This window comes from Rossellomorea aquimaris (genome assembly GCF_008180865.1).
In the GTDB taxonomy this organism is placed as follows: Bacteria; Bacillota; Bacilli; order Bacillales; family Bacillaceae_B; genus Rossellomorea; species Rossellomorea yichunensis.
Map to the genome: position 1 here is coordinate 691,710 of NZ_VTEX01000002.1, position 14,548 is coordinate 706,257.

The window sequence follows — 14,548 nt, forward strand, 5'->3', positions numbered from 1 at the left end:
AGAAGAGCAGATTCCCGCTCTTCCCATGGCTCTATGAATTATTGTTGATCAGCAAATTTTTTCTTGATGATGATTCCACCAGCCATTAATGCTACTGCGACAAATGTGATCCATGCAGCCATTGGTATTTGTTGATCAGCTGCACCGCCCATACCGGTGTTTGGCATTTGTTCCGGCATGTCACTGGATGCGAACTTCTCAGGATTTTGCTTCACAATAGCGTCGCCCAGTGCTTTCCCTACACCGAACATGAACGCATATCCTTCACGGAAGCTATCCATGCTTCCTTTGTAATCTTCCGCTACATACGAGTCGAACGTTTTCACAACTTGATCTTCATGTGTTTTCAGAGAAGAGATGGCCGCGTCTTTCGGAAGATTTCCTTCCGTTGCTGTCGCAAGGAATGTACCGAATTCTTCAGTGAACATACCCAGGCTGTCTTTCGCTGCCTTCACTGCTTCTTCGTCACCTGCTAATGTCGCACTTACAAGGTCTGCCTGTGCATTGATGTGCTCACTCGTCCATAACTTCTTGAATTGTGCCGCTCCTTCTTCACCATAAATGGATCCGATGGCTTTCGTCCAGGCTTCTGTGTTCATGTCTTCAGCCCAAGTCGCCGTGTCATAATCAGGTGCTTCACTTACACCCTTTTGCATACTCATTGCCGCTAAAGCGAAATGCTCTGCTGCCAGATTATTTAATGTAGAGCGTAATTCCGCTGCCGGTGCGTCTGCTTTTGTGTTATTGAATTTATCCGGCATCTGCGTTACGATCGCTCCGGATAACGCTTTAGAGATATCAAACATTCTGTCGTACCCTTCTTTGAAGTTCGTTTGATACGCTTTATAATCTTCTTCTACATAGCTGTCAAATGTTTCGATGACATCCTGCTCATGTGCTGCCAGTACTTCTTTTGCTGCCTCTTCTGGAAGATTTCCTTCTGTTGCTGTTGCAAGGAATGCTGAGAATTCATTGACGAATTCTTTCACTTCGGCTTCCGCAGCTTTTCTCATTTCCGCATCATCGGATTGTGCCGCTTCTACGAAATCCGGAGAGTAGTCATTATGTCCGGCAAAGATCTCTTCGAATTTCTGAGCGCCTTCTTTACCGTAAATCGATTCAATTGCCGGTGTCATGTCCAGTGCATTTTGATTGAGTGCTTCATATGCCTGTTTCTCATCCGGTGCATCTTTATAATCCTTCACCATGGCATTGACCGCTAATACATAATGTTCAGATAGTAATTGGTCCAATGTGGAACGAAGGTCGGAAGCCGGCGTCACCGCTGTCGGCGTTTCTGCCGCGAAACTTACCGTCGGAGCTAATAGAGATAATCCTAACATCGGTGCTGCAATTTTCTTAAGTATCTTTGTTTTTTTCATTTTTTTAACTCTCCTTTTTTGTTTTGTTTTTTGTGTTCTGGTAAGATAACGAAGCGTATTTTGATATGGATCACTTTTTTCAAAAAAAGTTTTATTTTTTGAAATAATAAAAGGACAAAGGTGGTTGTAAGCACCTTTGTCCTTTTATTTCTACTGCAGTTATACCTTTTATTTCTGCTGGTTCCTTCGCTTTCCCTACTCAATCATCGCTAGTCAAGAATATCCTTGAAACCTTTTATGCTATCATTAAAAATATGTAACCATCATAATGATAAAACTGATCAACGTAAAAAAAACCGCTCCATAAAACACTGAACCTACATTTGCTTTCAGCTCATTGTCCTTCTGAATCTTCCACCCAGCCTCACTTGCTTCCATAGTAGCCCCTTTCGATAGCGCACCACCGCTACTATTGAAAAAGAAAAGTCCCACTGTTATTCCGAGACCGATGAAAAAGCTCCATTCCCCGTAAGAAAAAGAGAACAGAAGGCTCCCGATCCAAATGCCAATAGCAAGTATCGCAGCCGTTATTAATGATGTTCGTGTTATGAATTTTTTCATATTCATTCCCCCTCGTATTATTAATACTTACGAAAAGAGTTGTAGAAAAGTTTCAATTTTCAGTCAACGTTGAATTGCAATACTTTCACTCCAACTGCAGCTTATCTTCTGTAGATAAACTCCCTTAAAACGCTTTTTCCATGTACCCAATCAATAGAAATCCTATCACATGAGGTACTATCTCACTCATAATCCCTAATACCATGAAAACCATTCCATACTGTTTTTTCTCGTAGTCCTTTCTTAAGACCAGCCCCACGCAAAAGGCGATAAAACCGTGAAAAATCGAGGGGGTGAAGAACGCCAAAATGATCGACAACCAACCGACGAAGATCAGTATGTTAGTGCCTTTCTTATCCTTCATCGTATCTCTCCTGTCTTAAATAGACTGATTTCTCGGAGCAGACTTGAAAAATGCCTCTTTCACATAGTTCGTATAAATCAAGACAATGACCGAAAAAACAACATTTCCGATAAAGGGCTGTTGAGGTTCATTCGTAAATAATATGAAACTGATGAATCCAAATAGTACCGAGTACGAGATCAATAACCAAAAACCCCATTTTTTCAACCTCATGTATCCATAAGCCATCAACAGAGAAAAGAATGCCACTACAATTCTCATGATCCGTTCGGGTACAACTGATACTCCAAATCGTTCTGCAATGCTAATGGTGTCGGCACCAGCCTGATAAAAAATAGCGGTAAACAATAATACGATGCTGCCAAAAATATAAAAATAGCCAATGATTGATACACCTAAAGGTCTCTTCACCATTTAGCCTCCTGTAGTTTATATGTCATCAAACTTACTCAATACCAATCATGTTTAAAAAACATAATTAGAACTGTACCTACTCTATGTCCTTCTCCACCCAATACCCCTCATCCGAATTTCTCACCACCACATCAAACTTCTCATGCTTCGGATGCATAAAGACTTCATATTGAATTCTTCGCTCGTCGTGGGTTTTTCGTAAATACTCCACATCCATCCCTCTTTCGGAAACATCGCGGATCACCCTTCTCAAGAGCTCCGTCTCACCATCCGTATAAAAGTAAATTTTTAGGTCGTAAAGATCGGGATTGCTGAATGCAACAGACATCCCTTCTACAATCGTCAGGTCATTTCGGGACGAGATGACCTGACTCCGCTCATAGGGGACGTCCAGTGTATAGAAATCCATTCCCTCCCTCACCATCTTGACGTCCCGGTCGAGGGCGAATAGATGGTGGGCCGCAGGATGGCAGGCGGTCATTTTGGATTGATGGATGTCATTGTTGTATTCATATTGGATGGAGGTGTGCTTTCTGACGTCGGAATTGACGATATAAGGATCTGTGTTGATATAATTGACCCCTTTTCCTTCCAGGAGCGTCAAAAGCTTTTTGGCAAACGTAGTTTTACCGGAAGCACCGTGTCCTGAAATGCCGATGACCATTCTGCCATCCTGCTTGTTTAATCGTTTGACTATGTTATGTAAGGCCTTGTCCATGAATTCTCTCCTCATTTTTAAGCTGTTCTCAATCATCCCCGCTGACATCGATTTCTGAATCACCCTCGTCCCCATCCTCATGCCGATCAAGATTCCGGTCTGGATGCCCCAGTTCATACATCCGATTCCGCATCCTTAATTGCTTGATGACCATTGCCAGTAAGAATCCGGCCAGGGATAGATAGAGTATGTAATCGAGATCGAAAAACAGAGAAACACATAATAATAGAATAGAAGGAAGGGCTATCAGCAACTGAATCTTTTTCATCGGGAAGTTGCCAATCTTACAAATTCCTCGCTATCCTCTATACATAACCTCATCCCTTTATCCCAAAAGGCTTCTTCGGTAATGTCTTCCCCTAAATGCTTCATGACGAGGTCTTCTGCCGACATGCTTCCTGAATCCCGCAAAAGGTCCATATAATGCTCCTCGAATCCTTTCCCCGTTTCCTTCGCCCTTGCGAAGAAGTTGAGTGCAAGTAAATACCCAAAGGTGTAAGGAAAGTTATAGAAAGGAGATTCTGTTTTATAGAAGTGGGGCGTCCATATCCAGGAGTGCACCGGAACTTCATCAAGGGAACCGGCATACCCCTTCTCCATGGCAGACTCCATCAGTTCGTTCAAGCGTGCTGCGGGGACGAACCCCTTTTTCCGCTCTTCGTGAAAGTCCCTTTCAAAGATGAACCGTGCATGTAAATTCATAAAGTTCATAACGCTTCTTTTCAATTTTTCATCAAGGATAAACAGCTTCTCTTCGTCCGACTCCGCTTTTTCCATGGCCGCCTCCAGGATGATCATCTCTGCGAAGGTCGACGCCGTTTCGGCCAAGCTCATGGGATAGGCTTTGTTCATCCCGTTCACCGATTTCATCGCATGGTTATGAAAGGCATGACCCAGTTCATGCACAAGGGTCAACACCCCTTTGAAGGTGCCGGGAAAGGTGATGAAAACCCTGGACTCCCCTGTTAACGGAAATCCTGCACAAATGGGAACCGCAGACTTTCCAGGACGGTTTTCCGCTTCGACCCAGCCTTCGCGGAAAGCCTTCTCCGCGAACCGTCCCATTTCCGGACCGAACGTACGAAATTGTTCCTCGATCAACGCGGCGGCTTCTCCGTATTCGATTCCTTGGTGATGGTCATTCATTGGGGACCAAAAGTTATAGGACTTCATTTTGGCATCACCGTTCATCCAGGCTTTCACGTTCAGATAATCGGTAAAGGGTTTTTTATATCTCTCCATGACTGAAAACATGCTATTCAGCGTTTCTTCCTTCATCCGGTTTTGGGCGAGAGGGGCTTGGAGGACGTCTCCAATCCCCACGCTCCTATACATGTTCAACCTGAATCCTGCGAGATGATTCAGGATTTGCGCGAACTGTCCCTCATGTTCCGTCCACTTTTCCACCAGTGCCTCATGGGATTCTTTTCGAACCGAAGCATCGTGATGCGAACGCAGATTGATCGCCTGTCCAACCGAGAAATCCTGACCATTCACCCGGACCTTGATACTGCTCATGTACGATTGATAGAACTGCCCCCAGGCGTGGTACCCGTCTGCCATGAGGCCCGACACTTCCTTTACAGGCTCCCGGTCCGCTTCTTCACGCCATTCACCCAGGATGAATCGATACTCCTTTAAGTCCTCTGAATCAAGCAAACGCTTCCATATCGGTTCCTCCGTATGGGCTAATTTCCTTTTCAGGTCACTGGTAATAGAATCATATTTTGATTGAAGAACCGTGGTTTCCCCTCTATAGAATTGTGCGCCCTGGTCTTTCGGATTTTCTGAAAGAAGACATATGGCGTAGGATCTTGCTTGTGATATGGACTGCTTTATTTCTCTAAGCTGATTAAGGAAGCCTGCTAGTTGATCCGAACCGCTAAGTGGAGTCGTCCACTTTTTCATGGTCTCCTCCAGCTTCATGATCTTGGCTTTTGTCTGTTTCATATGGTCATGCAATCCGGGTGATGTGCTTCCACCTTTGAAGATGCTGTCGAGATTCCATATTGGATTATATTTTGTTTGAGTCACCATTATCTCCCCCTATCAAGTTCCGAACGAAACGTATGTTCTTATTTTACCTTTTTTTGAACTATTCTCCAACTCTTACTTGTTTAGAATTCTAAAAGTTTTAATTTTAAACAAGTAATCAAAGATTGCCAAAGCGTATCATAAACCATATACCTGTTAGAATTTTTCCAGATTACACATACAGGATATAGTTGACTTAGTCAACTAATATACATTACACTTATTTTGTAGATAGATTCACGATCCCAAGGAGGTCTATTCATGGAATCAATTAAAGTTATCGAGAAGATCCGTAAATTCAACAGATTATATGCAAATGTACTTGGTAAGATTGATCAGGAACTGTATAACCAGCCTTTTTCATTAACAGAAGCCCGAGTCATAACAGACATTCATGAAAGGAACGGCTGTACCTCCACAGAGATTAGAGAGAATCTTGGAGTTGATAAAGGCTATATGAGCCGGATCATTCAACGGTTTGAAGACGAAAACCTCATTATGAAAAAGCAGTCCAGCCATGACAAACGCCAATATTCCCTTTACCTCACCGACAAGGGTACGGGCATTTATCATGATCTGGTTGAAAATGCTAATATCGGAGTAGCTAAAATGATTGAAAACCTGTCCGAACAAGAACTGTCCCAATTAGTTTCATCTATGGAAACAATCGAAACCATTTATTCGGATGAACCGCAAGCCCGGCCAGTGATTTCCATCCGACCATTTCAACCGGGCGATCTGGGATACGTCGCATACTTGCATGGAAGGTTGTACGACAGAAAATATCAGTTTGGACCGATGTTCGAATATTACGTCATGAAAGGGTTGACTGAATTCATGATGAATTCAGATGGAGGAGAACTATGGGTGGCTGAAATAGATAATGAAATCGTCGGTTCGATTGCCATAGCGAAGTCAAGTGATACCGTTGCTCAGCTTAGGTGGTTCGTATTAGACGAGAACTATCAGGGAATGGGCATAGGAAAAAAGCTCATGGAGACTGCCCTTCATTTCTGTAAAGAAAACAGCTATGATCATGTATTCTTATGGACTGTGAGCACATTAACAACCGCTCGGTACCTCTACCAGAAATATCAATTTAAACTAACGGAAGAAAAGGCAAATGAAGAATGGACCGGGACTACATTAATGGAAGAACGATGGGATCTCGCTCTCTCTGAATAGCAGGATTAACGGGAGTCTGACCCCAATTGTCGACAAAAGATAAGTTGAAAATTAGGGGTCATTACTCAAAAAGAAGTTCCAGGGACGGTCACTTGAATCCCGTCCTGGTCACTGACATCCTATAGATTTAACATCACGGAATTTTCCCGGCAGGCTCTTAGATAATTCATAAACACATCCTTCACCATCTCTGTCTTTCCAACCTCGATCAATGTATTCCCCTTCACCGAAGAATATCCACATACTTCTTCGTACAGTAACGGAGACCCTGTCCCTACTCTGTAGACCTTCTCTTCCACCAGGCTTTCCCCATTCACTTTAACATCAGAAATTATTCCGTCATGGTGACTCCACGTAACTCCAGAAAACACTAAACCCCCAATCGGGATGCCGTGCGGCCTGAATCCATTTCCGTATACCTGTTTGGAGGTAACCTCCCCATTAAAACTATCTTCTATCAATCTCACGATTTGTTTACCTTTAAGCTCCATCAATACTGGAGAATGCATGCTTTTGCATCTGTTGTACACATCGCCCTTCGTCACATCGCCGGATTCCAAGCCTTGGTCCACAGCGGCTCCACCATACATAATGCCAACCTCAGACTTCCAGTAGTCCCGAACGGCTTCAGCCATTAACTGAATGACATCAGCATGAGTAAGGTCTTCCCTCGTCGTAAACAATACCTCAGACAGAAATTCATTCGTTTCCTCACGACCCTTTTCTAAAATGGCTTCCATGCTGGCATCGTTTTCGGAATCGAGAGTGATTTCTACTAATTTCCCTTCGAATGATTCAACCTTAGGAAGACCATTCTCGATATGTAAATCCAATTGTAGCTCTCCGACATATTGTCCGTGAGACCCTGCTTGAACAATCAGGACACCAGATTCCACAACGGGACTTTGAAGCACCGTATGAGAGTGAGCCCCCACGATCACATCGACCAGGCCACTGACTTCTTTCGCCATCTCCACATCGGCACCATAACCCAGATGGGATAGAAAGACGATGACATCTGCACCCTGAGCTTTTAAGTCCGCCACCGCTTTTTTGATGGCCGTAAGGGTTTCCCGATTCCTGAATCCGTGCTTATTTTCATAAAGATCCTCGAATTGATCGGTCGCTCCAAATAATCCAACCTTCACATCGTTATCCACTGTCACGAGGAGCGTTTCTTTCATCCCGCCGATGGAAGTCCCGTCACCCTCTACAAGATTCGATAACAACCACGGCACTCTGGTCTCCCGGCTATGCTTTCGTATCAACGCCGGTGTCGATCGCAGCAGCTCATTATTCCCCACAGACATCGCATGATACCCGACATCCGCAAGCATCTCTAAATGCATATGGCCATCTGTCGCCAAGCACTCATTGATGCTCATATCCAAATGATCCCCGCCATCCACCAATAAATAACTTTCTCCTTGCGCCTTAAGCTCCCTGACACGTTTCTTTATGAACGCAGCCTGCCGTACTACCAAATCATAGTTTCCGTGAAGGTCGTTGGTGTGGAGAATGGTGATTGATTTTTTCATAGGTTTTCCCCCTGTTTATTAGTGTTTACTTAATTAGATGACCGCTAGTGATCAAGACAATCCTTTTGGTGCCCCAATGTACGACAAAATCTTCTCTTTCAAACCATTACTAGTGAACAGAATAAACGTTTCTGAATTTGTTTGAATCACGACTCTATCCGTGTGTCCATATGGATAACCTATTCTCATTGCTGTTTTCCCTTCACCGCTATATGTATCATCATCTCGCACTTCTTTAATATCAGATAAAGGAATAATGATGTTACTTAATTGCCATTTGATATTTAAGTTTTCGTCATTCTTTGAGACTTTTACTTCCATATCTTTCACACCCATCTTTATTCATTAAATGAGTTGCTTCTAGCACTAGAGAAAAAGCCATTACGATTTTGTAGCGTCTTTCCAAAATAAACTACTCTCCCACAATCCTCATATCCTTAAGCGGATAAAACACAACATTCGTGGTCCCAACTATCTCCTCCATTGGAATCGCCCCAATATGCCTGCTATCCTTGCTATCCCTTCTGTTATCCCCCATCACGAACAGATGGCCTTCCGGAACGGTCGATTGTCCAACAGCCGTATCCTCCAAGGTAAAAGGCCTGGTCAATTCACCCTGTACATTCTCTTTTTGCTCATTAAGGTACGGCTCTTCATACGCTTTTCCATTCACATACAAGGTATCATTTTTATACTCGATCTTATCTCCAGGGAGGCCAATCACACGCTTAATATAATCCTGTTCCTCATTTGCGTGAAACACAACGATATCAAATCGCTCTGTATCCCCTAACTTGGACACAATCATCCGCTCCCGGTCTTGCAGAGTCGTATTCATCGAAGATCCCTTCACCATGATTGGAGTGACTAAGAACGTACGGACAATAAAGACAACGACTAATGCGATCACCAAAGCTTTAACCCATTCTAAAACCACATTTTCCTGTTCAACCACGATCTCCATCCTCTTTTCTTTCCTTAAAATAAGAAATAGCATCTTTTACACTATTGCCAATTTTACTTTTTCTTACATACGTTTGAAACCGGTGAAAGTTTCATTCGTCATGTACTTATTAAGTATGATTATTCAAACAACCCAAAAAAATCAGTGCTGAAGATCAATAACAACGAAAATGATAGAAAGGTTAACTGAGAAATAGTGAGTTTATAATCATTCCTATTTTCTGCGTATCGCTTCTCCATAACTGCTCTAACCGTTTCAGACAAAAGGACGAAGACAAAAAGCAGGATATGAGTTTCCAAGAACCACATTCTATCTAGTGGAGGCAGGGTAGCATTGTAAAAACCGCCAACGAAAATCAGGATAACGAAGGTAATTCTGATCATCCAATCTATCTTCTTGTGCTTTCCATTCAAATGATGATAGGATAACAGCTTCTTCTTTTTCACTTTAAACCACTTTCTCATTCCTTTATTAAACAAGAAGATCAATAAAGCATAACTTGTGATAAATAGAATGAATTTCAACCATAATGAATCCATTTCACGTCCTCCCCCCCCCCTGTATGTATTCGATTCTATAAATCTAGGGATTCGATGATTTCCCTGGTATCCTTACGAAGCAACTTAACCTGTTCATGGGTATCACTCTTAAAATACCAAATATATAACCCCTCCAATTGATATTCCTTTACTACTGAGGGGGATAACATGGACAAATTCACCATCGAAGCTTCTTGATCATCAACGGTCACGACTCTCTCATCACCATTTCTGATCAAGCCATACACCAAGCCCTCTTCATGACCTTGGATCCCTTGCAGATTTTCATAATCCCTGTCTGGATCAAACGGCCCCCAGGTAAACATCCCGCTTTTCCAGCCGAATATTCCCTTTCGAACCTTCGTAGCCCCAAGATTGGTCTTATCTTTAATGAAAAAGTACAGGGACTCATCCCCTAGCTTGTAGGCAAGAATCAACTGAAGGTCCTTATCCACCGCCTGAATGGCTTTGTGCGGTTCTGAATACGAGTCCTGATCTTCTGCATAAGCCCAAGAAGCAGTAAGGGCTATAACAACTATAAATAAAAATACATATTTTAGAATTGTAGCGTTTTTCACGTTTTCTCCTCTTCTATACATGATGAACGATAACCCCAGGCCAAGTCCCCTTCCAATCCTTCTTCCTAATCCGCTCTTCATAAATGGAAACCCGCTCTTCCGTCTCTCTAAAAAAAGGAGTCGGCTTAACTTCCAGCTTGATCACATCATCCAATCCACAAGGAGCAGTTAGGACCAAATGACCTTCCCTGTCCAACTTCACTCCAAGAGCAGTGACTGTCTCAGGAAATTTTGAAATTGCGTCCTCAGAAGAAGTATAAGGGGGAAGATCGTTTACAACATGCATCCTTGCCTCATTCTTAACAGACCAGGGAATGTGAGGCATGATGGATCGTAATTCTGCTTCTAACCTTTTTTCGATTCCTTCATCACAATTTTCTTTATCAAAATAGATGACATCAACATCTTGAAGATTGGTTCTTTCTTTATATCCATGGAGAGTATCCCATATTATTGAACGTACAAATCCAGCGCATATCCACCAATCGGGTAGATCCAATGAACTTGCAGCCTTAATAATCTCCATCATGCCAGGGTCGTTCTCAATCAACTTGATGACATCTTCTTTATTTTTCAGCATTTGAAAATACTCCTCTACCAATCTATTTCTACTCTAAAAAGTTACCCCTCGAAATTGGTTATAACCTCTTCAGCAACCAGAACGTCAATCCGGTTTTCTTTTTGGGTGGCTGCCATCTTAATTCCATTAACGTCAGTTGAATCCTCCAGAAAATAAAAACAAGAGGAAGGTAATCAGAAATGCTTGTGCACAAGTAATCGTTAAATCATTTCTCCAATACATCTTCCCAAACGGACTTAGCAATCTCGCAATCAGAAAACTGCATAACCATATGTTCATAAATGTAATAACAAAGCCCATGATTCCCTCCCTTATGTTGCTTTAGGTCCATCAAGCTATGTCTCCAGAGTATTCGTCATTCCCAGCGAGTCGGATTAAAGTATTACTCCTGAAAAACCCCCTCTTAAAACTTCTTTTTCTTTCTGATTTCTGCATAAAAAAGTGGCCCTGATAGCTGTTCTGCCATTTTCTGTTCTTTCATAATTTTCAATTTTCACTTCGCACATGATGGTATCCCCAGTAAATACTGGTCTTAAAAACTCAAAATTCATCTCCCGAGCCAATACGTTATGATCTCCACCTACTTTAGTTGGTAAAGTAGCCGTCAACAATCCTTGAACCACTAGTTTTCCTTGTTCATCCGGCGTTAAATGGTGAATGCCTTCATCACCTGAAATCTCGGTGAACAATTCAACATCTTTTCTATTAAAAGTCCGTTCAAAGCTGATGATGTCTCCTACTTTTAAAGTCATTTTCATCCCCCTATTGCTTCCGAATCAGCAAAACAGTAGCCGTTGTTGTTATTAGAAAATTGATGATTTGCACAAACGGAACTAATCCTCAATATTTTCAAATAATAAAACAGTATCCCCAGTGAAATTACCTGTACATTGCTTTAAAATATACTGTTTCATTCGACCATCTTCATTCATCAACACATTTTCACACCGGAATTCTTCAATGAACTCCTCATCTACACTTCGATAAACGTGGACATCCTCCCCATTATAGGTCAATTCTTCAACCACTCTCTGCCCCTCAATCCCATATTGAATCACATTGATTTTTGCCTTTTGTTTATCTTTCAACTTATCAATAAAGGTATCTAAAGCTTCTAGATTACTGATGTTTCCGTGTTAATTGATTACTTCTTCGTCCGTTTGGGAGACTTGCTCATCATCTGAGAATCCATCCTTGATTATTTCTCTCGCCTCATCACCTTGAAATACAAAGAACGCAATGACTGCGATCGTGCACAAAATGATACTTCCGAATAGCAACGAAGGAATGAATCCTTTTCTCTTAATCACGCTATGTCCCCCTTCACCATTTAATATCGGTTGTGAGAAAATTAATTGTTATGTATTCATATTTCTACTCTCTGAATTGTTTAAAATCATCAATATAAAAAGCCACATAGCCGCAGTTCGAACAAACGGCTGCTTTCGGTTTTGCCGACACCTTATTGAATAAACCTTTACGTTTTTTACTTATCTTTATCCCGTATATGACACCTTCCACATTGACGTCACATCCTTTTACCATTTCATTATTACAATGAGTACAGTTCATTTAATTCCCCCTAGTCTTACTACCAATTATTTCAAAATAGGATACTAATCACAATCATTAATTTCCCAAAAAAAGAATGACATCCTCACGAAGGTCACTCTTCTTTCGGTATGATTCAGTTCTAAAATCCAGGAAATTCGACATAGGGGTCATAAAATGAAAAAGTGGATCACATTTCAGGATTCTGGATCATAAATGTGGAAACCGGGTCATATATTCAAAAACCGGATCATAAGTAGTGAAAACTGGTTCATAAAATCCTTACATGAAGAAAAAACCTCGATAAGCCCCTCACTACAACTTTTTTCACGTCTAAAATCGATGAAACAACAATAATTTAACCCCAAAAGCAGGATTTCCACTCAAAATGGAGAACTTTTCTATAACAACCCAACAAAGGAGTGATCCCTTGATCGTAAAAGTAAGAACCCTCCCTCGCAAACTTATCCAAACCGAGGCCATCTTAAGAAGGCTGCAACCTCCAGACCATCCGAAACGCCCCATCATCGAAAAGGATCTGAAGAAAAGAAAAGCGGGATACAACGGAGAAAAAGCCGTGGATTATCACTTAAGTTTTCTGACAGACAAGAAGTACATGATATTCAACGACCTGAAACTCCCCCTTGCACCGGATTACTTTCAGATTGATAGCCTTATTGTGACTCCACACTATTCACTACCGATTGAAATAAAGAACATCGCCGGCACCCTGACGATTGACCCGGAATTCAATCAACTTTCTAAACATTACCATGGTATCGAAACCGGTTACCCCGATCCGATTACACAGGCGAAACGTCAGATGTTGTTCCTGCAAAAATGGTTTTATAACAACAAACTTCCGTGCCCGCCCATTGAATTCCTCGTAGTATTCAGCAACCCGTCAACCATTCTGAGGATGGCTGACGGTCACAGACTCATCTCCCCATACGACAAAATGATTCATGCCCAAAATCTCGTCAGTGAAATCAGCAAACTCAATGCAAAATACAATGGGGAAGAAAATGAAATCATTGATCTCAAAAAAACTAAAAGACTTCTATTAAATCAGCATCAAGAACACCATTCATCCGTCCTGACCACCTATCAATTACAAGAAGCAGACCTGATAAAAGGGGTTCTCTGTGAACAATGCACAAGAGTCATGACCAGAATGACCGGTACCTGGTATTGTCCCCACTGCCGCCACTCATCCAAAACCGCTCACTTCCAAGCCATTGACGACTACTTCCTATTAATCAAACCAACTATCACCAATCGGGAATTAAGGGATTTCCTTCTGCTTCCTTCACGGAGAACAGCTGCCACTATCCTTCAATCCCTCAACATGAATGGATCAAAAAAAGGAGTCTTCTACACCCAATCATTTTAGAAAAAAAAGAATGACCACCCTCAGGATGATCATTCCTTCTTCTCCATTATACGTTCCGAACAGCCTCTTCAATTCCATCATTACCTGAAATCAAATCGAAGCCCTTATTAAATGTACGCTCTTCGTCCAGGCTCGCTACGATCGTGGCCGCTACATCTTCACGTGGAATCGACTCTCTTGATAGATTCTCTCCTGCGGTCACCTTCCCTTTACCCGCTTCTTTCAACAAACCGCCAGGCCGGATGATGGTATAGGTTAATCCGCTCTGTTCCAGTGCACGGTCGGCAAAATGCTTTGCCACATAATACGGCTTTAAGGACTCGTTCCAGTTCTCACGATTGTGAGCCTGCAGGGCACTCACCATGATGAACCGGTCGATTCCTGCCTGTTTGGCCGCCTCCATCGTTTTGACCGCTCCGTCTAAATCGATGAGCAATGTTTTATCCGCTCCCGTTTTGCCACCGGATCCGGTTGTAAATACCACGGCATCTGCACCCTTCAGACCATGTGTAATCTCGTCCACCGTTCCCTCCAAATCCACCAGTGAAGATTGGACCCCATCCTGTTCAAAGGCCCGGGCCTGCTCTTCCTTTCTCACAATGGCCCTTGGCGTATGCTCGCTGCTTTCTTTTAAGAGCCCGATCACTTGCTTCCCGATTTGTCCGTTCGCTCCTACTACTGCTACGTTCATATCCTCATCTCCTTATCCGATAAATTTGATATGAATTCATCATCACATGTTTCGTG

20 protein-coding genes are annotated in these 14,548 nt (G+C 42.3%); 2 read left to right on the top strand and 18 right to left on the bottom strand.

The window, feature by feature from the left end; genetic code table 11:
- Nucleotides 1-38: 38 nt before the first annotated feature.
- The 7 genes from FZC88_RS11015 to FZC88_RS11045 all read right to left on the bottom strand — a co-directional run bounded on the left by FZC88_RS11015 (nt 39) and on the right by FZC88_RS11045 (nt 5,476).
- Nucleotides 39-1,382, bottom strand: a complete 1,344-nt coding sequence (locus FZC88_RS11015) for a copper amine oxidase (RefSeq protein WP_148994891.1) — start codon at nt 1,380-1,382, stop codon at nt 39-41.
- Between the two features lie 246 nt (nt 1,383-1,628).
- The gene (locus FZC88_RS11020) at nt 1,629-1,943 is read right to left on the bottom strand and encodes a hypothetical protein (protein WP_262371831.1); all 315 of its coding nucleotides are present in this window, start codon (nt 1,941-1,943) and stop codon (nt 1,629-1,631) included.
- A gap of 124 nt (nt 1,944-2,067) precedes the next feature.
- Nucleotides 2,068-2,307: a hypothetical protein gene (locus tag FZC88_RS11025; RefSeq protein WP_148967483.1), complete on the bottom strand. Its 240-nt coding sequence runs from the start codon at nt 2,305-2,307 to the stop codon at nt 2,068-2,070.
- Nucleotides 2,308-2,322: 15 nt separating this feature from the next.
- Nucleotides 2,323-2,718 (bottom strand): hypothetical protein, encoded by a 396-nt coding sequence (locus FZC88_RS11030; RefSeq protein ID WP_148968157.1) that lies wholly within the window; start codon nt 2,716-2,718, stop codon nt 2,323-2,325.
- Between the two features lie 79 nt (nt 2,719-2,797).
- Nucleotides 2,798-3,439, bottom strand: coding sequence for a uridine kinase family protein (locus tag FZC88_RS11035; protein WP_148994892.1), 642 nt, complete (start codon nt 3,437-3,439; stop codon nt 2,798-2,800).
- Between the two features lie 28 nt (nt 3,440-3,467).
- Complete coding sequence (locus FZC88_RS11040) at nt 3,468-3,707, bottom strand: hypothetical protein (RefSeq protein WP_148967481.1); 240 nt, start codon at nt 3,705-3,707, stop codon at nt 3,468-3,470.
- Nucleotides 3,704-5,476, bottom strand: a complete 1,773-nt coding sequence (locus FZC88_RS11045; RefSeq protein ID WP_262371832.1) for a M3 family oligoendopeptidase — start codon at nt 5,474-5,476, stop codon at nt 3,704-3,706. The genes FZC88_RS11040 and FZC88_RS11045 overlap by 4 nt, the downstream gene beginning before the upstream one ends.
- Before the next feature lie 258 nt (nt 5,477-5,734).
- Here FZC88_RS11045 and FZC88_RS11050 point away from each other — a divergent pair, with 258 nt between their 5' ends.
- On the top strand, nt 5,735-6,658 hold the full coding sequence (locus FZC88_RS11050) for a bifunctional helix-turn-helix transcriptional regulator/GNAT family N-acetyltransferase (protein ID WP_148994893.1): 924 nt from the start codon (nt 5,735-5,737) through the stop codon (nt 6,656-6,658).
- 119 nt (nt 6,659-6,777) lie between these two features.
- Here FZC88_RS11050 and FZC88_RS11055 read toward each other — a convergent pair whose 3' ends face one another.
- From FZC88_RS11055 to FZC88_RS11095, 10 genes are all read right to left on the bottom strand, one after another.
- Nucleotides 6,778-8,196: a bifunctional metallophosphatase/5'-nucleotidase gene (locus FZC88_RS11055; RefSeq protein WP_148994894.1), complete on the bottom strand. Its 1,419-nt coding sequence runs from the start codon at nt 8,194-8,196 to the stop codon at nt 6,778-6,780.
- A gap of 51 nt (nt 8,197-8,247) precedes the next feature.
- On the bottom strand, nt 8,248-8,517 hold the full coding sequence (locus FZC88_RS11060) for a SunI/YnzG family protein (protein ID WP_148994895.1): 270 nt from the start codon (nt 8,515-8,517) through the stop codon (nt 8,248-8,250).
- A 91-nt stretch (nt 8,518-8,608) separates the two neighbouring features.
- Nucleotides 8,609-9,151 (bottom strand): signal peptidase I, encoded by a 543-nt coding sequence (gene lepB, locus FZC88_RS11065; protein WP_148968155.1) that lies wholly within the window; start codon nt 9,149-9,151, stop codon nt 8,609-8,611.
- A 128-nt stretch (nt 9,152-9,279) separates the two neighbouring features.
- On the bottom strand, nt 9,280-9,699 hold the full coding sequence (locus tag FZC88_RS11070) for a DUF4181 domain-containing protein (RefSeq protein WP_148994896.1): 420 nt from the start codon (nt 9,697-9,699) through the stop codon (nt 9,280-9,282).
- 35 nt (nt 9,700-9,734) lie between these two features.
- Nucleotides 9,735-10,277: an aspartyl-tRNA synthetase gene (locus FZC88_RS11075; RefSeq protein WP_148967477.1), complete on the bottom strand. Its 543-nt coding sequence runs from the start codon at nt 10,275-10,277 to the stop codon at nt 9,735-9,737.
- A 13-nt stretch (nt 10,278-10,290) separates the two neighbouring features.
- Nucleotides 10,291-10,857, bottom strand: a complete 567-nt coding sequence (locus FZC88_RS11080) for a nucleotidyltransferase family protein (protein ID WP_148994897.1) — start codon at nt 10,855-10,857, stop codon at nt 10,291-10,293.
- A 374-nt stretch (nt 10,858-11,231) separates the two neighbouring features.
- Nucleotides 11,232-11,609 carry a hotdog domain-containing protein gene (locus tag FZC88_RS11085; RefSeq protein ID WP_148994898.1) on the bottom strand — a complete coding sequence of 126 codons (378 nt, stop codon included), beginning with the start codon at nt 11,607-11,609 and terminating at the stop codon, nt 11,232-11,234.
- A gap of 81 nt (nt 11,610-11,690) precedes the next feature.
- Complete coding sequence (locus FZC88_RS11090) at nt 11,691-11,984, bottom strand: DUF4362 domain-containing protein (protein ID WP_148994899.1); 294 nt, start codon at nt 11,982-11,984, stop codon at nt 11,691-11,693.
- 9 nt (nt 11,985-11,993) lie between these two features.
- Complete coding sequence (locus tag FZC88_RS23990) at nt 11,994-12,167, bottom strand: hypothetical protein (RefSeq protein WP_187443585.1); 174 nt, start codon at nt 12,165-12,167, stop codon at nt 11,994-11,996.
- A 64-nt stretch (nt 12,168-12,231) separates the two neighbouring features.
- Nucleotides 12,232-12,429: a nucleic acid-binding protein gene (locus tag FZC88_RS11095; protein ID WP_148994900.1), complete on the bottom strand. Its 198-nt coding sequence runs from the start codon at nt 12,427-12,429 to the stop codon at nt 12,232-12,234.
- A gap of 409 nt (nt 12,430-12,838) precedes the next feature.
- On the opposite strand from FZC88_RS11095, the gene FZC88_RS11100 reads away from it, so the two are divergent.
- Nucleotides 12,839-13,801 (top strand): nuclease-related domain-containing protein, encoded by a 963-nt coding sequence (locus FZC88_RS11100; protein ID WP_187443586.1) that lies wholly within the window; start codon nt 12,839-12,841, stop codon nt 13,799-13,801.
- A 46-nt stretch (nt 13,802-13,847) separates the two neighbouring features.
- Here the strand turns inward: FZC88_RS11100 and FZC88_RS11105 are convergent, their stop codons facing one another.
- Nucleotides 13,848-14,492, bottom strand: a complete 645-nt coding sequence (locus FZC88_RS11105) for an SDR family oxidoreductase (protein ID WP_148994902.1) — start codon at nt 14,490-14,492, stop codon at nt 13,848-13,850.
- Between the last annotated feature and the right edge of the window lie 56 nt (nt 14,493-14,548).